This is a genomic window from Thalassospira sp. NFXS8 (assembly GCF_040148805.1).
In the GTDB taxonomy this organism is placed as follows: Bacteria; Pseudomonadota; Alphaproteobacteria; order Rhodospirillales; family Thalassospiraceae; genus Thalassospira.
Genome location: NZ_JAGEMF010000004.1, coordinates 287,539 through 309,076, shown reverse-complemented (window position 1 = coordinate 309,076; position 21,538 = coordinate 287,539). Strand labels below are relative to the sequence as shown.

Sequence of the window (21,538 nt, the reverse complement as noted above, 5' to 3'; positions counted from 1 at the left end):
GGCGTTTTCCATCCCCCGCCCCGCCTGCAAGCGGGGTCAAAGATGGTTCGGCAATCAGTCTTCGCGTTCGTCGATCCAGGCCATCTGAATAGCCTCAAGGATCTTTTCGTTCGATGCTTCGGGATCATCCTCGAAGCCCGGCAGCGCACAAACCCATTTATGCAAATCGGTAAAGCGCAGATGCACGTTGTCGGCATCCGGATGGGCTTCTTCAAGTTCGATCGCGATATCGATTGTATCTGTCCAGCGCATCGTCGTCCCCTTTTTCGGGTGAAAAGGCCCGGCGGTTAACAGGCCAGATTATTTATCAACCATCATATTGCGCGTCGCTGAGGGCAGCATAACACGCAAACCATCCAGTTCATCATTCATGATAATCTGGCAGCCAAGACGCGAGGTTTCGGTCAGGCCAAATGCGAGGTCAAGCATGTCTTCTTCGTCTTCGCTGGGTTCTTCAAGTTTATCGAACCAGTCACCGTCAACAACGACATGGCAGGTCGAGCATGCCAGCGAACCTTCACATGCACCTTCCAGATCGATGCCGTTTTTATGCGCGGCTTCAAGAACGGACAACCCGTCGGCGACTTCGAATTCTTTTTCCGAACCGTCAGGTTCCACAAAAACGATCTTGGGCATCTGCGCCTTTCTCCTCGAATTAAATTCTGTTTCGATCTCTGTTTATCGACCCGCTTAAGCGATGTGCCGGGACAATCGCCGCAGCGGCCTAATTTGTCAATTCATCTGCACCCGGTTAAGTGCCGACACTATTCACATTTTGCCCCGCAAGTGCGCGGCGAATGCCACGATCCATACGTTTTTCAGCAAACGGGCGCGACGCGGTATCCAGTGCTTCGGCCAGATCATTGATAATCTGGCGATCATCACCTGCCATCGCCGTTTCAAGTTCGGTAACCGCCGCGGCAATCGCGCCTTCATCATCGGCATCAAGCAATTCGGCATCGGCCTTCATCGCGGCCTGCACTGCCAGAATATTGCGCCGTGCTTCAACCCGGGCCTCTGTCAACAATCGTAATTCCATGTCACCACGGGCATTAACCATACTGTCGCGCAGCATATTCGCCATGTCGGTTTCATTAATGCCATAGGTCGGCTTAACAGCGACTTCCTGCTCGGTTCCTGTGGTTTCCTCACGCGCGGAGACGGTTAACAAACCATCGGCATCAACCTGAAACGTCACACGAATGCGCGCAGCCCCTGCCGCCATCGGCGGAATACCCGAAAGAACAAACCGCGCCAGCGAACGGCATTGATCCACCATTTCGCGTTCGCCCTGCACCACATGAATCATCATGGCACTTTGACCATCCTGATAGGTGGTAAATTCCTGGCCCTTGGCAACAGGAATAGGGGTGTTGCGATCAATCACTTTTTCAACAATCCCGCCCATGGTCTCAAGACCCAGTGACAACGGAATAACATCCAGCAACAGGTTATCAGACCCACCGGTCAGGGCTTCGGCCTGCAATGCGGCACCAACGGCGACCACTTCATCGGGGTCGATGTTAGAAAGCGGATCCTGCTCAAACAGCGATGCCACAGCCGCACGCACCGCAGGAACACGGGTGGAACCGCCAACCAGCACAACACCTTTTACGTCTTCGGGCAGTACATCGGCATCATCAAGCACCTGTTCGGTGATCGACACCGTGCGCGCCACCATCTTCGCGATCATGGCATCAAAACCGGTACGGGTGATGCTGTGTGTGGTTTCGCGATCGTTGATATCAACCGCAACATCAATCTGATCACGTTCGGTCAGGGCTTCCTTGATCGCCCGGGCGACCTTCAACAGGCGCTTGGCGGCCGAGGAATCAATCGTGTCGTCAATACCGTCAGCTTTGCGCGCCGCCAGAATATGTTCAACAATGGCGTGATCAAAATCATCGCCCCCCAATGCCGCATCACCACCGGTTGATTTAACCTGGAAAACACCCTTTTGCATTTTCAACAGGGATATATCAAACGTACCCCCGCCCAAATCATAAACGGCATAAAGCCCCTCTGCCCCGTTATCCAGGCCATAGGCCAACGCGGCCGCCGTTGGTTCATTTACCAGGCGCAAAACCTCGATCCCGGCCAGTTTGGCGGCATCCTTGGTGGCCGTACGCGCGGCATCATCAAAATAGGCCGGAACCGTAATAACAGCCTGTTCCACATCCTGCTCAAGGGCCGCTTCGGCACGGGCCTTAAGGGCGCGCAAAATATCGGCTGAAACTTCGACCGGGGTTAAAACCCGGTTGCCAACATTAAGGCGCACCATTTGCGGTTCGGCACTGGCCGCATCTGAACCCGCCACCGTTTCGGGAATTTCAACATGATAAGGCAAAGTGCCGGCAACCGATTTCACATCTTCAAGGCCACGGCCCATCAACCGTTTAACCGAAGACACCACCTGACTTGCCTGGCTATCGATCAAATCGCGGGCGGCTTCGCCCACGGTTACCGTCCCATCGGTGGCATAATGCACAACAGAGGGAACAATGGCCGACCCGCCATCGGGATTGCGCAGCACTTCGGATTTTTCCGCGCGCGACATGGCGACAACAGAATTGGTTGTGCCCAGATCGATCCCGACCGCCAGTTTACGTTCTTCCTCGTGGGGAAGCGGGGTTTGTCCGGGTTCGTGGATGGTCAGCAAAGCCATAAAATTCAATCCGTTTATTATATCAGGCCGCAGCCAAGCGTGCCTTTTTGGCCCGCGCTTCCTGCGCCATTTTTAACAGATAACGCAACCGCGTGGTTAATTTGCGGGCCGCATCATAGGCCCCGCCATTAATTGCGGTCGCAACTTCCTTTTCGCAATCGCGCGCCATTTTGCGCACATCGCGAATGATCGTATCAATTGCCGCCCGGTCCCCTGCATCATCCAGGGCTTCGCGCATTTCCATTGCTTCCATCAACAATGCCGGGTCATTCACCGTTTGGCCTTCACCGCCTTCGGGTTCCACACCGTTCATACGCATCATGTATTCCGCACGCGACACCGGGTTTTTCAGGGTTTCAAAGGCCTCGTTCAGGCTGGCAGCCTGTTGTTGCGACAGGGCCTTTTCACGGGCCGATTTCGTCGCAAAGCGATCCGGATGCAGGGCCTGTTGCTGTTTTAAGTATTGAATTTCGATCGCATCAATATCGACATTAAAATCGCGCGCGCATTCAAACCGGGCAAAATGATCCAGCTGTCCCGGCGCCTGGATGGCACCACAGGTATCGCAAAACAGCGCAACAGCATCGACCGGCCCCTTGCAGGACCAACAAATTTTATTGCCATTGCCAGTGGTAGCAGTGTGTTTTGACGCAGCAGTCATTTTATTTCGGGCCTGTATCATTCAACACATTGATCGGACTTGCGGGCCATAACACCCGTTCGCAGCCACCATATGAAACCTGCGACCAAAGGGATAAGACCCACATGCCCAAAAGTTTCATATGCCGGTTAAAACATATGCCATCAAGTGATGGCCCCGGTGACAAGCACCGGGGCCATCGACAAGATCAGGGCCGGAAACCGGCGGCATCAAACGTGGAAGGACTCCCCGCACCCGCAACGCCCTTTTTCATTGGGATTGCGAAACACGAAACCTTCTTCCATTTTGTCGACCGAATAATCCATCTCTGTACCCAGCACAAACATGATTGCCTTGGGGTCGATCATCAGCTTCACACCGTCGTCAAGCTGGACGATTTCGTCAAATCCGCTTTCATCATCGGCATATTCAAGCGTGTATGACAGACCCGAGCACCCTTTGCTGCGCACACCAAGACGAATCCCAGCAGACGGTTTGCCGCGGCTATCAAGCAACGCCTTGATATGATCAAGGGCATTCGGTGTTACGTTAATTGGCGACGGTAATGCCATCCTGGTCTCCTTGTCTGCGGATAATCGTATGATTATCAGGGTAAAGCAGCTTATTCAGCCGCTTCAACCTCGGCTTTGCCGTTTTTGGTGTTGTAATCGCTAATCGCGGCTTTGATCGCGTCTTCAGCCAGGATCGAACAATGGATTTTAACCGGCGGCAACGCCAGTTCTTCAGCGATCTGCGAGTTTTTAATCGCACCCGCTTCGGCAATGGTCTTGCCTTTCACCCATTCCGTGATCAACGAGCTTGATGCAATCGCCGAACCGCAACCAAAGGTTTTGAATTTTGCATCTTCAATGATCCCGTCGGCGGAAACACGAATTTGCAGTTTCATCACGTCACCACATGCGGGGGCGCCAACAAGGCCGGTCCCGACAGCTGTTTCGTTCTTGTCGAACGAACCGACATTGCGCGGGTTTTCGTAATGATCAAGAAGCTTTTCACTATAAGCCATGGTTTGAACCCTCCTAAGAAGTCCTGTGTCTCTCTGTAACTATTATATAGTACGCGTCGCAATTAATGCTCGGCCCACTCGATTGATTTGATGTCGATGCCTTCCTGCGCCATTTCCCAAAGCGGGCTCATTTCGCGCAGACGTTCCACTTCATTGCAGATCGCATCGACAGCCTGGTCCAGTTCCTCGCGGGTGGTGAAGCGACCGATACCAATACGCAGTGACGTATGGGCCAGTTCTTCGTCCACACCCAGGGCGCGCAGCACATATGACGGCTCAAGCGACGCCGAGGTGCAGGCCGAACCCGACGATACCGCAATGTTCTTGATGCCCATCAACAGGCTTTCGCCTTCGACATAGGCAAACGAGATATTGAGGTTACCGGCAACACGGTTTTCTTCATCACCGTTGAGGTAGATATCGGCCAGACGTTCACGGAAACGGTTCAGCGTATAGTTACGCAGTTCCATGATGCGGGCGTTTTCTTCGGCCATTTCGTTTAGCGCAATATCACATGCCTTGCCCAAACCAACGATCAGCGGGGTTGGCAAGGTACCTGAACGCATGCCGCGTTCCTGACCACCACCGGTGATCTGGGCGACAACACGCACGCGCGGACGACGGCGCACAAACAGGGCGCCAACGCCCTTCGGACCATAAATTTTATGACCCGAAATCGACATCAGGTCGATTTTCATGTCATTGACATCAAGCGGAATTTTGCCAACGGCCTGGGCCGCATCGCAATGGAAGAACACACCGCGTTCCCGGCAAATCTCGCCAATTTCCTTAAGCGGCTGGATCACACCAATTTCGTTGTGAACCGCCATGATCGAAACCAGGGCCGTTTCATCGGTGATCGCGGCTTTAAGCTGTTCAAGATCAACCAGGCCATTTTGCTGAACCGGCAGATACGTAACCTTGTACCCTTCCTGTTCCAGATGGCGCGCACTGTCGAGAACGCATTTATGTTCGGTCACCGTCGTAATCAGGTGCGGCTTTTTCTTGCCGTAAAACTTCATCACGCCTTTCAGCGCAAGGTTGTTTGACTCAGTCGCACCGGATGTAAAGATAACTTCCTTGGGCGATGCCCCGATGATGGTTGCAACCTGGCCACGGGCCAGTTCAATGGCGTCTTCTGCTTCCCAGCCGAACGAATGGTTCCGCGAGTGGGCATTACCGAATTTCTCATAAAAATAAGGCAGCATTGCATCAACAACACGCGGATCGGTCGGCGTTGTCGCCTGATAGTCCAGATAGATCGGCTTTGCTTTAAGCTCGTTCATTTTTAGGCATCCTCACTCATTTTATCAGGCAGCATTGCGCGCGAGTTTTTTGCGCTCCGCATTGCCCCGCATCCGGCTCCAAACACGGATAAACATATCGATCTCTTCGTTGGTTGTTTCAGAACCCAGACTGACCCGTATGGCCGATCCCGGTTCTGCAACGCCCATTTCCTTCAAGACGTGGCTTTCGCGAACCTTGCCCGATGAACAGGCCGATCCCGAACTGATTGCCACCCCGGCCAGATCCATTGCCATCACCTGCGTTTCACCGGGCATACCGGGCAGGATCAGGCAACTGGTATTGCCAAGGCGCGCGGTATCGCGGCTTGCGATCACCACTTCTGGCGCTGCAGCCAGAATTTCGTTTTCCAAACGGTCACGTTTGGCTGTTATGTCGTCAATATTGGCCAATTTTTCGTCAACCAGGGCCGCTGCGGCACCAAAACCGGCAATACCGGCAACATTTTCGGTGCCACCCCGGCGGTATTTTTCCTGTCCGCCACCGCGAATTTGCGGCACCAGCATCACGCCCGGGGCAATAACAAGGGCACCAACACCTTTGGGGCCACCAATTTTATGGGCCGATACCGAAACCATATCGACCAGCAGGCGCCCCATATCCACCGGCACCCGGCCAACGGCCTGTACGGCATCACAATGGATTTTAGCACCATATTCACGGGCCAGCAGTGCGGCCTGTGCCACCGGCTGAATGACACCGGTTTCATTATTCGCCAGCATCACCGAAACCAGCACCTTTTCGCCAGCTTCCCGGCATACCCTTAAGATGTCTTCAAGTGCGCCAAGGTCAATGACCCCGTTTGCATTTACGACAATACGCCGGGCATCGTGGCGCGCCTCGATCACTGAGGGATGTTCGATTGCGCTGGTCAGCACCACCACATCTTCCAACCCGTTCAGGGCAAGGTTGTTGGCTTCGGTACCACCACTGGTAAAAATAACCCGTTCGGGATCACCGCCAACCATATCAGCAACCTGACGGCGGGCACGATCCACAATCTTGCGGGCATCACGCCCTGCTCCATGCACAGAAGACGGATTTCCGGCAACGTCAAGTGCTGCCACCACCGCGTCACGGGCGGTAGCGTTCATCGGCGCACTGGCGTTATAATCAAGGTAAACCGGCTGTTTCATCACGTCTTGAACTGGGCCTTTCACATTTAAGGGCTGATTTGATACCGAAATTATATTTGCAATTTATTGTGCCGCCACTTGCGGCTCATGAACCTGGGTGGTCCGACGATCAAACATCCGACTGACACCCGATATACGACGATCCACAACATCAGCAAGGCTGACCGACGACAGATACAGATAGATCTGATTGCCCAGTTCTTCCCACAATTCATGGGTCAGACACCGGCCTTTATCGGCTTTGCAGCCCTTGGGCGAGCCAGACTTGCAGCGCGTTGCGCGGATCGGTTCGTCCACGGCCAAAATCACATCCGCAATACGGGTTTCCTGCGCTGTCCGTGCCAGCATATAACCACCACCTGGCCCGCGCACCGAACGAACCAGTCCGCCCTTGCGCAGTTTGCCAAACAGTTGCTCCAGATAGGACAGCGAAATTTCCTGACGTTCGGCAATGTCAGCAAGGGCAACGGGGCGATCCCGGCCACTATCAGCCAGATCAACCATTGCCATTACCGCATAGCGGCCTTTCGTACTTAACTTCACAGTGCGTCCTCCTGCCTGTGCATCGCATTATCAAACAATGCACGGGCTTTCGATTTCAGTGTGCCGCAGTGCGGCGCTCGAACAGACCAGACTTATTCCGAAGCAACCACAATACGTGGTTTTTCCGGGGCGGCAGCCGGTGCCGAACTACTGCCCTGTTGTTCACCTTCAAGTTCAACCACACGCTGGCGCAATCCCTGGACTTCGCGCGAAAGATCTTCAAGAGCGCGGGCAATCGGGTCGGGCAAATCGCCAACCGGGGTACCATAGGCGCAGAACCGGTCATCTTTTTCGCGGCGAACAATTTTCGCCGGAATACCCACAACCGTCGCCCCTTCGGGAACTTCGGCCAGAACAACAGCATTGCCGCCAATGCGCGCATTACGGCGCACGGTGAACGGACCCAGAATTTGCGCGCCCGAACCAACAATCACACCATCTTCCAGTGTGGGGTGGCGTTTCAGGCCCCGTTGGCCGTCACTATCGACACTGGGGGCCGTTCCGCCCAGCGTGACGCCCTGATACAAGGTAACGTCATCGCCAATTTCGGCGGTTTCGCCAATAACAACACCCATGCCGTGATCAATAAAAAATCTTTTCCCGATCGTGGCACCAGGATGAATTTCAATACCGGTCAGCCAGCGAAAAATTTGCGACAGGAACCGGGAAGTAATGCGAAAACCACGCTTCCACAGCCAGTTGGTAACACGATACCCCATGATCGCATGAAACGCCGGATAGCTTAACACGACCTCCAAACGGGACCGTGCCGCGGGATCGCGTGCGATCATCGCGTCTATTTCCTGGCGAATTATCTTGAACATGGGGCAGTCCCCTGTGTAATAAGTAGTTTCGATTCCCGGCAACCACCCATATCGGCGCAGCGTCGCACAAGATGCAACACAGGTCGGTATGGCTGTCCGGTTGACTGAAATATAGGATAACCGAGTAACGTGGTCAAGTATTTGCCCCAAGCAATTTATGCCAGCAGAACAAAAAAACTCACAAATCTACTCGGGTATATTCTTCCTACTGCACACCCATTTGCGGACAGGAGCTGTCTGATCCATGCCTGAGGTCATTTTTAACGGCCCCGAAGGGCGCCTTGACGGGCGCTACCACCATAACGGTGCTGACAATTCGCCCATCGCCCTTATTCTTCATCCACACCCGCAACAGGGTGGAACAATGAACAATAAGCTGTGCTTTAACCTGTTCAATATGTTCAAGGATCGCGGTTATTCCGTGATGCGGTTCAACTTTCGCGGCGTTGGCCGGTCGCAGGGCGTGTATGATCACGGTATTGGCGAACTGTCCGATGCGGCATCCGCCCTTGACTGGATGCAAACCTATAATACCAACTCGCGCTCGACCTGGGTGGCGGGGTATTCGTTTGGCGCCTGGATCGGAATGCAGCTTTTGATGCGCCGTCCGGAAATTGACGGCTTTATTTCGATTGCGGCCCCGGCCAGCGATTATGACTTCACCTTTTTGGCCCCTTGCCCGTCGTCAGGCCTTATCATTCACGGGACTCGTGATGAAAATGTGCCGCTTAATTCGGTTACCAAACTGGGCGACAAGCTGAATTCCCAAAAAGGTATCGAAGTCAGCATGTGCCTGATCGAAGGTGCTGACCACTATTTTGCCAAACAGCAGGAAGAAGTGGTTCGCCAGACATCTTCCTATCTTGACAAACGCGGCGCCTAAAACGCACCTGCAGGTTTTTGGTAACAGCCAAAACCGATGAAATATAAAAGGGCTGCCTGGAAAATTCAGGCGGCCTTTTTTGTTTGGTACAAACGCCCGCCCGGGCACGGCGCGCCAACCCCGGTGGTGCCCGGAAAACTAAGCGGCAGGTTCTCCAGATGACGCACGGCAAGATACCCGAAACATTCGGCCTCTACAGCATCGCCATCCCAGTCCAGTTCGTCAACTGACCGGACGGCAACACCAAGATTCTCAGCCAGTTTTGCCATAACAAAACGGTTATGACGCCCACCACCACATATAAACCATTGCAAAGGCGCCACCGGCAAATGGTTAACCGCCGCCACAATGGCAGAAACGGTACATTGCGATAAAGTCGCGGCCCCATCCGCCAATGTCAGCCCGGCTTCGGCAATCAGGCTGTTCATCGTCGCGGCCATATCTTCACGATCCAGTGATTTAGGCGGAACGCGGTCAAAATAGGCATCTTGCAGAAATGTCATCGCCACGAACGCGTCAACCTGGCCCGATAATGCCGTTGCCCCATCCTGATCAAACGGGTTGCCGGTATGATGCAGCATCCAGTCATCGATCCGGGCATTTCCCGGCCCGCAATCAAATGCAATAAGGTCTTCGTTCGGGCCAATCCATGTCACATTTGAAACACCGCCGATATTAAGCACCGCCACTGGCGCATCAATTCCGGCACTTTTGATCAGGGCCGCATGATAAACCGGGGCCAAAGGCGCGCCCTGCCCCCCTTGGGCAACGTCAGCCAGGCGAAAATCGGCAACAACGGGAATGTTTGTAAGCTCTGCCAGCAAATAAGGCGTTCCGATCTGGCGGGTAATTCCACTTGCCGGTTCGTGAAAAACGGTCTGCCCGTGAAAACCGATCACATCAATATCGGCAGCAACCATGCCGGACTGCGCCAGCAATGCTATCACGGCATCAGCGTGAAGCTTGGTTAAGTCATCGGCGACAACATGTTCACTGTTCGTGGCAGAACGGTTGCCAAAAAGGCCCCGTATTTTCTCGCGCAATTGCGGTTCATAGGGAACAGAAACAAAATGCCCGGTTCGACGGACTTCGACCCCGTCAGTTTCAATAATCGCGGCATCAACAGCATCCAGCGATGTTCCGCTCATCATGCCAATTGCCCGGTACCACTTATTTTGCATCGGTTGCCTCCGCCGTGCAGATCTCACGCATCATGTTTCAGGTTGTCACCCAATCTGAAACCGAAATTTCCCCGCCTTTATACGGCGAGCCTGCATTGTTCATGCAAACTGTTTAACATCCGATAACCAGCCCCGTGCCCCTTTAAAACGCGCCGTAAATTTCGCCCAGTCGCATGGCAAACGAACCCGACAAATGTATCCGTGCGCGATGGTTGCTGTTTTTGCCGATTTTGTGCTAAATCATCGCCCGCAGAGTGGCACGAACGCCAACTGCTTCGCATTTGACAATCACAACATAACATAGCGCAAAAACAATGACTGAAATGAAGTCTGATTTTCTCCGCGTCATGAACGAACGCGGTTACATCCACCAATGCACTGATAACGAAGGCCTTGATGCCTATGCGTCAGAAAAAAAGGTGGTGTGCTATGTGGGTTATGATTGCACCGCAGACAGCCTGCATGTCGGGTCGCTGGTTTCGATCATGATGCTGCGCTGGCTGCAAAAATGTGGCCATAAACCCATTGTTCTGATGGGCGGCGGCACCACCCGCATTGGCGACCCCACCGGCCGCGATGATGCCCGACCGGTTCTGACCGATGACATCATCGCTGGCAACATGGCTGGCATTCGCAAGATTTTTGAAAAATTCCTGACGTTTGGCGATGGTCCGACCGACGCCATCATGGTCAACAATGCCGACTGGCTTGACAGCATCAATTACATCAGCTTCCTGCGCGATTTTGGCCGTCATTTTTCGGTCAATCGCATGCTGAGCTTTGATTCCGTCAAGATCCGTCTTGAACGCGAACAGTCGCTAAGCTTTCTTGAATTCAACTACATGATTTTGCAGGCTTACGACTTTGTCGAACTGGCGCGCAAATATGGCTGCGTTTTGCAAATGGGCGGATCAGACCAGTGGGGTAACATCGTTAACGGTGTTGAACTGGGCCGCCGTGTTGACGATGCCGCCCTGTTTGGCCTGACAACGCCGCTGATCACCACCGCATCGGGTGGCAAAATGGGCAAAACTGCATCAGGCGCGATCTGGCTGAACGAAGAACGCTTGTCAGCCTATGATTACTACCAGTTCTGGCGCAACACCGAAGACGCCGATGTCATCAAATTCATGAAGCTGTTCACCGAACTGCCAATGGAACAGATCGCGGAATATGCCAAATTTGAAGGGGCGGCCATTAATGACGCCAAAAAGATTCTGGCGTTTGAAGCAGTGAAATTGTGTCGTGGCGAAGAAGCCGCCCATACAGCAGCAGAAACCGCACGCAAAACCTTTGAAGAAGGTGTTTTGGCCGATAGCCTGCCGACGGTGGAAATCGCCCGCGCCGATCTTGATGATGGCATTCCGGCATTTGATTTGTTCCGTCGTGCCGACCTGGCAAAAACAGGCGGTGAAGCCCGTCGCCTGGTGAAAGGTGGCGGTGCCAAAATCAACGACGAAAAAGTCGATGACGAAAACCAGGTTATTACTGCCGCTGCAATTGACAGCACCGGGGTTATCAAACTTTCGGCAGGTAAAAAACGCCACGTTTTGATCCGCCCGGTTTAAGCAACCCTCGTCACCGTAATTTTAAAAACGCCCCGGCATAATGGTTGCCGGGGCGTTTTTTTTCATACCTGTATGCCAATGCCGATATACAACACCTGTTACCCCGGTTTGGCCCCGGTAATCAGGTTACGAAAGACACCAGGAACAATGGTCGAAAGCGGATTAACCGAAATATCGGGGTTTTCCACCGCCCCTTCAACCGTATAAGTCGGGGCAAATACGCCGCCGCCTTCTTCACCAACCAGCAAGTCACCGATCAACGGTATTTTACCCAGTACCGAATTGAGCGCATAAAACGGCACGATAGACCCCGCCAGCCGAATTTCATCGGTTGCCAGATCAATACTGCCATTTGCGGTAACCCCGATGGCGGCACCGTTTGCGGCCACCTTTGACAGGGTTAAAACGTCATTGGCGTAGGTAAAATCACCGTCCATGGCATCAAAAATAATGCCTTTTCCCTGCAAGGAATCAACAAGTCCCAGCAGCGATGCCGCATTAAGCACCCGCGCACCTAATGGCGCATTCACAATCCGGAAATTTTCGATATGGGCGCTACCTGTAAAGGGTTGCGAATATTTATGGTCATCCACCATCCCCTGAACATTCAGTTTGCCACCACGCAAATCGCCATACAGGTCGATAGCCGCCAGGAACCGTCCGGCATCATCCGATGTCAACTGGACCTTGCGCTTGCCACCGTCAACCGGTTCGACATGGGCAAATAGATCCGCTGTACCATCCAGCTTGCCATTCAGAACAATAGATCGCCATTCGTCCCCTTCAACATGGATAGAGCCCTTAAGCCCCTTTACCACCTGATCACGGGCCGCCAGCAACTCACCAAAATCGAGGAAAATTTCCTTTTTGCCACCGCGACGCGATGTTTCTTCACCAATCCCGCCACTTGCCGGGCCTTGCGGCGCTGTTTCGGCGCTGTTGGCATTGCGGCCATTACCGTTATCTGCCGATGTTGACGACGTCGAAATAATCCATGGGCGTGCATCAAATTTATCAGCGACCACTTCAATTTCAGAATCCTGATTGCGGCGGCGATATGTGATCTTGCCATTTTCAACCACCGGGTTATCGCCTTTGGCGTAAAACCTTTTGGCTGTCAGATTAATGTTTATAATCGAGAATTCGGGTTTATCGGCTGATGATGCAGAGCCAGCAGTCCCCGCATCCTGCCCGCCACTTACGGACGCTCCCATATCTTTTGCCGTGCCGTTTTCGGACAGGAACGGGCGCAAATCAACCTGCTCGCCAGTCACATCAACCTGCAAAACACCGTTATCTTTCACAACCAGGGTGCCAGAAAGGCCGCTATTTTCGCGAAAATGCCCGTTTGCCAACTCGAAATAGGCCTTGTCGTCCAGCTTGTTATCACCGCGCCATCGCCCGCTGGCCAAAATTGCCGCGTCGGGTGCAGTCAAATCAATCTTGCGAACAACACCGCCACCGTCATCCTTAAACACCACATCAAATGCCAGCTTCGAGGGTTGCTGCGCATCCTTGTGGTAATTGGCCTCGGCTAGATCAATAACGCTATTGGTAAGGTCGGTTTTGCCCGAAACCTCCACGTTTCCGGCCCGAATCACCTTTATTTCAACATCACCGGTCGCCGTTCCATGCAGGAAAGACGACACGTCAACGCCGATATCGTTCAATACCGCCAGATCAAACGTCCCGCCCAATTGATAATGGCTGGTCAGAGGGGTTTTATCGTCAAAACTTTCAACCCAGTTGATGGTGTTATGACCCTGCCCCATTCGGGCATCACCCGTTAATTCCAACCCCTTGGTGTTAACCTGTAATTCAAAGCTGCCCTCTGACAGGTCCAGATCGCGAAAAGCATTACTTACCTTTGCCTTTTCGATACGCGCAGCTGCGGCAACGTCAACATCATCAAAAGACAAATCAGACAATAATGGAAAGGACAGTTGAACACGCGTGGCCTGGCTGCCCGAAAGCTGTTTGGGGTCAATCCCCAGTTTTTTGGCAAAGCCAAGCGGCGGATGATCGATCAGATTCATGGCGTCGCGCACACCGCCATGCACCACAAATTCTATATTGGCAAATTCGTTATCGGTATCAAGTTTGGAAAAAACCAGCTTGGAGCTGTCCACTTCGATGCCGCTAGCCGCACCGCTATCAACAAAGATGCTAAAACTGTTGGCGTTAAATTCAGCATGACCGGCGGCTTTTTCCACCTTTGGCATTCCGGGTAAATATTGCACATCAATATCAAACATGGTCATGTCACCGGCCATGTGGTCAATCGCGGCGTCGCCGTTTTCCCCCCGGTGCATGGCAAGATCAATTTGCGCACGATGAACGCCGCCACCTGACAGGTTTTTAATCACCCATTCGCGCGGATTGTCACCCAATGTTTCCGGCCACAGGGTACCAAGGTCATTGGTCGCAACATTTGTTACTGCTGCTTTCAACTGCACGGCCCAATTGCCAAGCGGATGATCAATATTGGCATTACCTTCAAGGCCGCTTTCACCTGTTTTTAACTGAACATCGCGAAAGGCCAGCTTGCCCGGAACATAGCTGATCGTCGCCTTGCCACCGTCTATATCGTACACAGCGTTTAAAGGCGTCGGTAACTGAACACGCCCTTTGCCAACATCAAGCCGGGCAACAACATTTAACACACTGCCATCTGCCCCCAGATCAGCATCAAAATCGCCGGACACCGGCAAATCAAACCGGTCCATTCCGATAAAGTCCGACGAAATTGTCGACAGCGAGGCCGGGATCACATTGCCAATATGCGCCTTGACGGCAATGCGTTCATCATGAGTGGAATAACTGGCCGTTGCCGAAAGGTCGGCAGTCATATCGCCAGCCCCGATCGACATTTTCATATCGGCATCTATACCGTTCGCACTCCGCGCCAAGCGAATATCTGCATCAGGGGCCGACCACACAACACCCAAAAGCCGATCCTCAACCTTCAGGTCAGCTTTATAAATGCCAAAACTTTCAAAATAGGCCGCCGCAGGAAAATCAGCAGCCTCGCCCGATAAAATTGCCACGACCCGGCGCATTAATGTACTGCCAGACAACAATTCCTGTTCTGTCTGATCAACAGCTTCGGACTTGGCAACGTCCTTGTCATCATTGGTAACTTTGGTGCTATCCCCGATACTGTCACCAACGGCACCCTTGCCTGCATTATCTGTCATGGCAGGGTTGGCTGCGGGGCTGTTACCGGCATCGGGCATAGTTGTGGCCGGGGCATCACCAACAGCATCCGCTGCGCCAACAGCACCATCCTGATTTTGACCAGCCGGGTTAGCGGTACCATTTGCACCGGTCAGCGACGATGTTTCGTCATCCTTTGACGTTGTCGCGGGTATTGGTGCCGTCATGACCGCCGTATCATCGGGGGTTGTCGGTGTTTGCATGTCGGGCACCCGCGCCGTCGTTGCATTGGCACCCTGGGCATCTTTGTTTTCGCCGCCATTTGCATCGGCACCGGGCAACACATTGGCCAGGTCCCCCGACAAACCAACATCAAAGCTGCCATCACTATGGCGCACCAGGCGCATACGTGGCGCAATCAGATCAACTTCACGAAGGGCCAAAATACCGTCGAAAAGGGCGCGACTGGAAAAAACCACATCGGCAGCGGGCATGCGCAACATTTCACGACCATTGGCCTGGCGCACTGAAATCTGACGCATCCGAACATCAAATTTTTCTTCCCACCCCCGCCAGACCAGAACCATGTCTTCGACATCAAATTTCAGGTCACCAGAGCTTTTGTTAAGCTCTGCCAGAATGTAGGGGGCAATGCGGTTCAAGGATACCGGACCTTGCGAAAAGCGCCAAATTAACACACCGGAGAATACACCCGCAAACAGCACGCAAAACGCGAACAGTGATGCCACAATCCCGGAAATTTTTTTAACGTGCCTCAACGACCTGTATTCTCCAAACCTGCTTACATCCTGTTTTTTCAATCAAACCATTAACGCAGCACAAGGCAAAGGGTTTCCATGACTTTACCCTAAATTAAAACTGATCTGACATGAGGTGTTGTTTACAGGGCCTTTTTGTCATCACCAAGAGAGGTTATGACTAAAGTGTGATTTAAGATCAAAAAGATGCTGCCAGAATACCGTGCGCCCACGTAAAAGGGTGATGGCACCCTCAACCAAAGGAAGGCCCAACGTGACCCTCGCCTGGACCCAACAGACACTGCCTGCCCCCTTTGACGCGGAACGCTGCAAAACCGGCTTTGAACGCTGGCTTGATCTTGCGCGCAAACCGGTATGGGAAAGCATGGCCGAACGGTTTGCGCAAATGGCAGAGAACCCTGATCAGCATCAGGTTCTGGCGGCCCTGTTTGGCAACAGCCCCTATCTGACCAGCCTTGCCCTGCGCGACCCGGATATGATTGCGGAAGCCTTTGACAAGGGCTTGGACCACGCATTCGACGTAGCATTGGACGACGTAAAATCAGCCGCCAGCGCGGCAGGGACCGACCAGCCAACAGCGATGATGCGTGTGCGCCGGGCCAAACGCCGGGCAGCACTGGTTATTGCCCTGGCCGATATCAGCAAAAGCTGGGACCTGGTGCAAATTACTGCCGCGATCAGCAAAACCGCCGAAACCACGTTGAATTACACATTGGCACACTGCCTGTCGGCAACAGCACGGCAACGTAACCTTGCCATTCCCTACCCCGATGACCCGCTGCGCGAATGCGGCATTTATGCCATTGGCATGGGTAAACTTGGCGCCAATGAACTTAATTATTCGTCCGATATCGACCTGATTTTTCTTTATGACGGCGAAAAAATCGGCTGGGTTGACCCCGACCGCATGCAGCAAATTCTGGTGCGTATGGTGCGTGATGTCACCCGGATTATGGAAGAACGTACCGGCGACGGGTATGTTTTTCGCACCGATTTACGGCTGAGGCCCGACCCGGCGTCCACCCCGCCCATTCTGTCGGCTCTGGCCGCTGAAACATATTATGAAACTGTAGGGCAAAACTGGGAACGGGCCGCGATGATCAAGGCCCGCATTGTGGCGGGCGACTACGCCGCCGGGCAGGAATTTTTAAAAATCCTGCGCCCGTTTGTCTGGCGTAAACATCTCGATTTTCTTGCCATCCAGGATATTCATTCGATCAAACGGCAAATCAATGCGCTTCGAGGTGGCAGCAAGGTCAATGTGCCCGGCCACAACATCAAGCTGGGCCGTGGCGGCATTCGCGAGATTGAATTTTTTGCCCAGACCCAGCAATTGATCTGGGGCGGACGCGAGGTATCCTTGCGATGCAGAAGCACCTGTGATGCCCTGCGTGAATTATGCGAATTCAAACAGATATCCGATGTGGTCCGCGACGAGTTGCTGGAAGCCTACGAGTTTTTGCGCAATGTCGAACATCGCCTGCAAATGACACATGACCAGCAAACCCAAACCCTGCCCGAAACCGAAGAAGGCCTGGCCGCGTTGGCCTGCTTTTTGGGCTATGACACCAGTGATGGCTTCAAAAGCGACCTGATGGGGTATTTGCGCCGGGTTGAATCACATTATGCCGAACTGTTTGAAGAGGATTCCCCGCTGGGTGGCAGCGAAGGCAGCCTGGTGTTTACCGGCACCGAAGACGACCCCGAAACCATCGAACAATTGCGCCAGATGGGTTTTGAAAATGCCAGCATGATTTCAAGTACGGTACGGGGCTGGCACCATGGGCGATATCGCGCCACCCGGTCGCGCCGCGCCCGCGAGATTTTAACCGAACTGATGCCCACCCTGCTTAAATCCCTGTCGGAAACCACCAACCCCGACATGGCCTTTCGTGCCTTTGACGAATTTTTAAAAGGCCTGCCGGCCGGGGTACAGCTGTTTTCACTGCTAACAGCCAACCCGGAACTATTACGGTTGCTGGCTCAAATCGCGGGCACCGCCCCGCGCATGGCTAAATATCTGGGGCGTAATGCCAGCGTGCTGGATTACGTTTTGATGTCAGGCTTTAACGATGAATTGCCCGATGCCCAAACCATGCTGAACCAGTTAAACGAACAATTGTCCCAGCCCGGTGCGGAAATGGTGGAACAGTGGCTTGATATTGCACGACAATGGGCCAACGATCAGAAGTTTCGCATTGACGTGCAAACCATTCATAACCGTCATACGCCGCATCAGGCAGGCCGGGCATTGGCCGATGTGGCCGATGTGGCCATTCGCGGGTTATTTCCACGCATCGCCAAAGATTTCGCCCAAAAACATGGCGGCTTTGATGAAGGCGGACTGGCGGTATTCGCCCTTGGCAAACATGGTGGGCAGGAACTCTCGCCCGGGTCCGATCTGGATATGGTTTTTGTCTATGACGTGCCCGAGGGATACGATGAATCCGATGGGGAAAAACCCCTGTCGCCGGGGCATTATTTTATCCGGCTTAGCCAGCGTTATATTAACGCCCTTTCCGCCCCCACAGCCGAAGGCGTGCTGTTTGAAACAGACTTGCGCCTGCGCCCCAGCGGCAGCAAAGGGCCGCTTGCCTGCCACTTCAACAGCTTTGATGCCTATCAGAACAACGAAGCCTGGACGTGGGAGCATATGGCATTAACCCGGCTGCGCCCGGTATATGGCCCGGAAAAACTGCAACAAAAGGTCATGGCGTGCACCCGTACCGTTTTATGTAAACAGCGCGACCCGCATAAATTGCTGCGCGATGTTTACGATATGCGCAACCGCATGGCCGCCAGCAAGGGCAGCGATCAGGCGTGGGATGTTAAATTACGCCGCGGCGGATTGGTTGACCTGGAATTTATTGCACAATATTTGCAATTAAATCATGCCCATGATCATCCTGAAATCCTGTCTTCGACCACACGGAAAGTATTTAAACGCCTGGGCAAGGCCGGTATTTTACCCGCAGAAGAAGCCGCATGGCTGGCCAATGCATCGTCATTCTGGCTGGCATTACAAGCCATGATCCGCCTGACCACCGAAGGCCGGTTTAATCCTGACAATGCCAGCACCGATTTGCGCCGTATGCTTGCCAGTGCCGGCCAGTGCGAGGATTTCGCCGAACTGGAACAAAAACTGGGCGATACGGCAGATGGCGTAAAACAGATTTATGATCGATTGATAACAGAACCCGCCGAAAAATTGGGGCCGGTTCAACAACCAGACTGAACCGGTTACCGTTTGCTACCTTATAATCAACATTGATTAAACTGCCCAAAACAAAGGACGACCAGAGATGAGCATAGCTGTTGGAGATACCGCCCCGGATTTTGACCTGCCGACCGATGGTGGCGGCAATGTAAAATTATCCGATCTGCGTGAAAAACCAGTGGTGATTTATTTTTACCCAAAGGATATGACGCCGGGCTGCACCACAGAATCATGCGATTTTCGCGATCAGCACCCCGATTTCGCCGCGGTTAATGCCCAAATCATTGGCATTTCCAAAGACAGCGTCGCCCGCCACGATAAATTCAAGGCCAAACACGATTTGAATTTCACGCTGGCATCGGACGAGGAAAACGATACCTGCGAAAAATATGGCGTGTGGAAAGAAAAAAGCATGTATGGCAAAAAATACATGGGAATAGAGCGCACCACCGTCGTGATTGACGCCGAAGGTGTCATTCGCAATATCTGGGAAAAAGTGAAAGTCAAAGGCCATGTGAACGAAGTTCTGGCTGCCGTCAAAGCCCTGTGACGCTGCGTGACTTCACAACCAATATTCTGGCCGGCCGCAAGCATTTGCTTTGCGGCCGGTTTCATGTAACCCCGCCAGGGGCTTCACGGATTGCAGAATTATTTACGACTTAACAGCGCATTTTCATTATTATTGTTTAATTTCAATTCATTGAATAAATTCATAAACTTTGCCATTAAGGCCGTATGCATCTTGCAAGTCCCCCGCAATAATATGATATTTATAAATCGGGAGTTTGCACGACCGCTCTTAGGCGGCCGGGACAGAAAATTTCAATGCATGTATGGCGGGGCCATTTAATGAACAAAAATGTCGTTGATCTTGACGATCAAATGTTAGCCGATTTCAAGGATGAAGCCCGCGATATCATCAGCAGCCTTGACGTGCATTTGCAAAATGCCCATTCGCAGCCCAACCGCGATATTTTGCTAACCGCGATCCAGCGCGAGGTTTTTAACCTGCGATACAAGGGCAAATCAGTAAATGCCCCGCTGATCAACCTGACCAGCCACCGCCTGGCCGATTACGTCACCAGTTGCCGCGACCTCAATGACGATTCAATCGCTGACATTCAGTCCTTTGTCGATAAAATCGAAGGTATTCTGGATGGTGATATTTCAGGTGCCAGCACCGATTCTGCCGAATTTGTCCGCGAGTTGCCGTCAAAACGCGCGCCTGATATTGACCCGGCCTGGTTAAGCAAAACCAATGTCGAAGCCCTGCTGGTCATTCCGCAACGCTCGATGGCGGCCATTGTCGAACGCGAACTGGCCGCATGTGGCTATCGCAGTTCAGCCACCCAAACGTCGTTTGAAGCAATCGAACTTGCGGTTCGCACCCGCCCCGATTTTATCATTGTTGCCAAAACAATTGATGATCTGGACGGGGTTGATCTGGTCAGTGCTCTGCAAGCCATGCCCAAAACCCGCGATATCCCGACAGCTGTTTTAACATCCGATGCCCCCAATCATCCGTCCTTGCGCGACCTGCCATTTCGCACCGCGATTATCCGCAAGGGCGGTTCATTTGGCGATGACCTGGCCGAAGCACTGGCGCGGTTCAACATTACCTGATGGCCACAAGGTAAGGTCACCCAACCTGCATCGCTTAAAAACGCCATTTGCCCCCAAAAACGGACCATGCCACACAGCACCGGTCCGTTTTTCTTTCCTGCCATAGCCGACTGTCATAAAACCCATGTACCAAACCCTTGCTGATGCCGCCAAACAGGCCCTTTTGACCGTTGATCCCACGCAAAAGGCCCATTTCAGTATTGAACTGGCCCGTCAATGGCGTGAAGGAAGCATCACCGAGGTTGGCAGCACCACCCTGCCCGACCGCCCCGCACGACCGGCCAAACCCGAAACATTGCCGCCCAACAAAATGCCCAAACGCAGCAAAGGCGGGGTAAAGGGGCGTATTGGCCTGTTGCACGCTCTGGCCCATATTGAACTGAATGCCATTGACCTTGCATGGGATATCGCCGTGCGCTTCCCCGATGAAAACATGCCGCGTGATTTTCACGATGCCTGGGTTCAGGTTGCCGCCGACGAAGCCAAACATTTTTTAATGCTGAATAACCGGCTCGCGGAACTGGGCGCGACCTACGGTGATTTACCCGCCCATGACGGATTATGGCAAAGCAGCATGGAAACCGCCTACGATCTGCTGGCCCGCCTTGCCGTAGTGCCCATGGTGTTTGAGGCCCGTGGACTGGATGCCACCCCGCCGACCGTCGAACGATTAATCGCCAATGGCGACCCGGAAAGTGCGGAAATATTAAAACTGATCGCCGCCGAAGAAGTCGCCCATGTCAGCGCCGGACGCAAATATTATGAAATGATGTGCGACAAGCGCGGCCTGCCCTATTACACCACCTGGCACGGCCTGTTACGCAAACATCTACGCGGCCCGCTCAAACCGCCCTTTAACGACGAAGCCCGTTACGATGCGGGCATGCCACCGGACTATTACCAGGATTATGTACTGGAATTACCAGGCGAAGAGGACGAGGACGATGCCTGAACTGTGGCGATACCTTATAAAACCGCTGCCGGCGCCCGG

The 21,538-nt window shown here is 53.2% G+C and carries 18 protein-coding genes; 6 read left to right on the top strand and 12 right to left on the bottom strand.

Annotated features, from left to right (window positions below; genetic code table 11):
• Nucleotides 1-54: 54 nt before the first annotated feature.
• From iscX to cysE, 10 genes are all read right to left on the bottom strand, one after another.
• The gene (gene iscX, locus J4E05_RS20285) at nt 55-252 is read right to left on the bottom strand and encodes a Fe-S cluster assembly protein IscX (protein WP_085595501.1); all 198 of its coding nucleotides are present in this window, start codon (nt 250-252) and stop codon (nt 55-57) included.
• A 48-nt stretch (nt 253-300) separates the two neighbouring features.
• Complete coding sequence (locus J4E05_RS20280; protein WP_085595503.1) at nt 301-636, bottom strand: ferredoxin family 2Fe-2S iron-sulfur cluster binding protein; 336 nt, start codon at nt 634-636, stop codon at nt 301-303.
• Nucleotides 637-751: 115 nt separating this feature from the next.
• Entirely contained in the window at nt 752-2,665 is a 1,914-nt protein-coding gene (gene hscA / locus J4E05_RS20275) for a Fe-S protein assembly chaperone HscA (RefSeq protein ID WP_349599447.1), read from the bottom strand.
• Nucleotides 2,666-2,687: 22 nt separating this feature from the next.
• A complete protein-coding gene (hscB, locus tag J4E05_RS20270; protein WP_085595507.1) occupies nt 2,688-3,326 on the bottom strand; it encodes a Fe-S protein assembly co-chaperone HscB in 639 nt (212 codons plus the stop codon).
• Between the two features lie 209 nt (nt 3,327-3,535).
• A complete protein-coding gene (locus J4E05_RS20265) occupies nt 3,536-3,877 on the bottom strand; it encodes a HesB/IscA family protein (protein ID WP_085595509.1) in 342 nt (113 codons plus the stop codon).
• Between the two features lie 50 nt (nt 3,878-3,927).
• On the bottom strand, nt 3,928-4,332 hold the full coding sequence (gene iscU / locus J4E05_RS20260; protein WP_085595511.1) for a Fe-S cluster assembly scaffold IscU: 405 nt from the start codon (nt 4,330-4,332) through the stop codon (nt 3,928-3,930).
• Between the two features lie 62 nt (nt 4,333-4,394).
• The gene (locus J4E05_RS20255; protein WP_085595513.1) at nt 4,395-5,618 is read right to left on the bottom strand and encodes an IscS subfamily cysteine desulfurase; all 1,224 of its coding nucleotides are present in this window, start codon (nt 5,616-5,618) and stop codon (nt 4,395-4,397) included.
• A 24-nt stretch (nt 5,619-5,642) separates the two neighbouring features.
• Nucleotides 5,643-6,773, bottom strand: coding sequence for a cysteine desulfurase family protein (locus J4E05_RS20250; protein WP_349599441.1), 1,131 nt, complete (start codon nt 6,771-6,773; stop codon nt 5,643-5,645).
• A gap of 63 nt (nt 6,774-6,836) precedes the next feature.
• On the bottom strand, nt 6,837-7,316 hold the full coding sequence (locus tag J4E05_RS20245; protein WP_085595516.1) for an Rrf2 family transcriptional regulator: 480 nt from the start codon (nt 7,314-7,316) through the stop codon (nt 6,837-6,839).
• A 92-nt stretch (nt 7,317-7,408) separates the two neighbouring features.
• Nucleotides 7,409-8,140 (bottom strand): serine O-acetyltransferase, encoded by a 732-nt coding sequence (gene cysE, locus J4E05_RS20240; protein ID WP_085595518.1) that lies wholly within the window; start codon nt 8,138-8,140, stop codon nt 7,409-7,411.
• Between the two features lie 244 nt (nt 8,141-8,384).
• Between cysE and J4E05_RS20235 the strand changes: the two genes are divergently transcribed.
• Entirely contained in the window at nt 8,385-9,023 is a 639-nt protein-coding gene (locus J4E05_RS20235; RefSeq protein ID WP_349599437.1) for an alpha/beta hydrolase, read from the top strand.
• Nucleotides 9,024-9,088: 65 nt separating this feature from the next.
• On the opposite strand, the gene J4E05_RS20230 is transcribed toward J4E05_RS20235, so the two are convergent.
• The gene (locus tag J4E05_RS20230; protein WP_085593942.1) at nt 9,089-10,204 is read right to left on the bottom strand and encodes an anhydro-N-acetylmuramic acid kinase; all 1,116 of its coding nucleotides are present in this window, start codon (nt 10,202-10,204) and stop codon (nt 9,089-9,091) included.
• A 314-nt stretch (nt 10,205-10,518) separates the two neighbouring features.
• On the opposite strand from J4E05_RS20230, the gene tyrS reads away from it, so the two are divergent.
• A complete protein-coding gene (gene tyrS, locus J4E05_RS20225) occupies nt 10,519-11,772 on the top strand; it encodes a tyrosine--tRNA ligase (RefSeq protein WP_349599434.1) in 1,254 nt (417 codons plus the stop codon).
• A 98-nt stretch (nt 11,773-11,870) separates the two neighbouring features.
• Here tyrS and J4E05_RS20220 read toward each other — a convergent pair whose 3' ends face one another.
• Nucleotides 11,871-15,590, bottom strand: a complete 3,720-nt coding sequence (locus tag J4E05_RS20220) for a YhdP family protein (protein ID WP_349599431.1) — start codon at nt 15,588-15,590, stop codon at nt 11,871-11,873.
• A gap of 370 nt (nt 15,591-15,960) precedes the next feature.
• Here J4E05_RS20220 and J4E05_RS20215 point away from each other — a divergent pair, with 370 nt between their 5' ends.
• From J4E05_RS20215 to J4E05_RS20200, 4 genes are all read left to right on the top strand, one after another.
• Nucleotides 15,961-18,942: a bifunctional [glutamine synthetase] adenylyltransferase/[glutamine synthetase]-adenylyl-L-tyrosine phosphorylase gene (locus J4E05_RS20215; RefSeq protein WP_349599428.1), complete on the top strand. Its 2,982-nt coding sequence runs from the start codon at nt 15,961-15,963 to the stop codon at nt 18,940-18,942.
• A gap of 67 nt (nt 18,943-19,009) precedes the next feature.
• Nucleotides 19,010-19,474, top strand: a complete 465-nt coding sequence (gene bcp, locus J4E05_RS20210) for a thioredoxin-dependent thiol peroxidase (protein WP_349599425.1) — start codon at nt 19,010-19,012, stop codon at nt 19,472-19,474.
• A gap of 299 nt (nt 19,475-19,773) precedes the next feature.
• Nucleotides 19,774-20,547 (top strand): response regulator, encoded by a 774-nt coding sequence (locus J4E05_RS20205; protein ID WP_085594002.1) that lies wholly within the window; start codon nt 19,774-19,776, stop codon nt 20,545-20,547.
• A gap of 124 nt (nt 20,548-20,671) precedes the next feature.
• Nucleotides 20,672-21,499: a ferritin-like domain-containing protein gene (locus tag J4E05_RS20200; protein WP_349599420.1), complete on the top strand. Its 828-nt coding sequence runs from the start codon at nt 20,672-20,674 to the stop codon at nt 21,497-21,499.
• The last annotated feature ends 39 nt before the right edge of the window (nt 21,500-21,538 follow it).

Coding starts and splice junctions, on each gene's coding strand:
- J4E05_RS20250 (WP_349599441.1), bottom strand. CDS start 6,773: ATGAAACAGCCGGTTTACCTTGATTATAACGCCAGTGCGCCGATGAAC.
- bcp (WP_349599425.1), top strand. CDS start 19,010: ATGAGCATAGCTGTTGGAGATACCGCCCCGGATTTTGACCTGCCGACC.
- J4E05_RS20205 (WP_085594002.1), top strand. CDS start 19,774: ATGAACAAAAATGTCGTTGATCTTGACGATCAAATGTTAGCCGATTTC.
- iscX (WP_085595501.1), bottom strand. CDS start 252: ATGCGCTGGACAGATACAATCGATATCGCGATCGAACTTGAAGAAGCC.
- hscB (WP_085595507.1), bottom strand. CDS start 3,326: ATGACTGCTGCGTCAAAACACACTGCTACCACTGGCAATGGCAATAAA.
- hscA (WP_349599447.1), bottom strand. CDS start 2,665: ATGGCTTTGCTGACCATCCACGAACCCGGACAAACCCCGCTTCCCCAC.
- J4E05_RS20200 (WP_349599420.1), top strand. CDS start 20,672: ATGTACCAAACCCTTGCTGATGCCGCCAAACAGGCCCTTTTGACCGTT.
- cysE (WP_085595518.1), bottom strand. CDS start 8,140: ATGTTCAAGATAATTCGCCAGGAAATAGACGCGATGATCGCACGCGAT.
- tyrS (WP_349599434.1), top strand. CDS start 10,519: ATGACTGAAATGAAGTCTGATTTTCTCCGCGTCATGAACGAACGCGGT.
- J4E05_RS20265 (WP_085595509.1), bottom strand. CDS start 3,877: ATGGCATTACCGTCGCCAATTAACGTAACACCGAATGCCCTTGATCAT.
- J4E05_RS20280 (WP_085595503.1), bottom strand. CDS start 636: ATGCCCAAGATCGTTTTTGTGGAACCTGACGGTTCGGAAAAAGAATTC.
- iscU (WP_085595511.1), bottom strand. CDS start 4,332: ATGGCTTATAGTGAAAAGCTTCTTGATCATTACGAAAACCCGCGCAAT.
- J4E05_RS20235 (WP_349599437.1), top strand. CDS start 8,385: ATGCCTGAGGTCATTTTTAACGGCCCCGAAGGGCGCCTTGACGGGCGC.
- J4E05_RS20255 (WP_085595513.1), bottom strand. CDS start 5,618: ATGAACGAGCTTAAAGCAAAGCCGATCTATCTGGACTATCAGGCGACA.
- J4E05_RS20230 (WP_085593942.1), bottom strand. CDS start 10,204: ATGCAAAATAAGTGGTACCGGGCAATTGGCATGATGAGCGGAACATCG.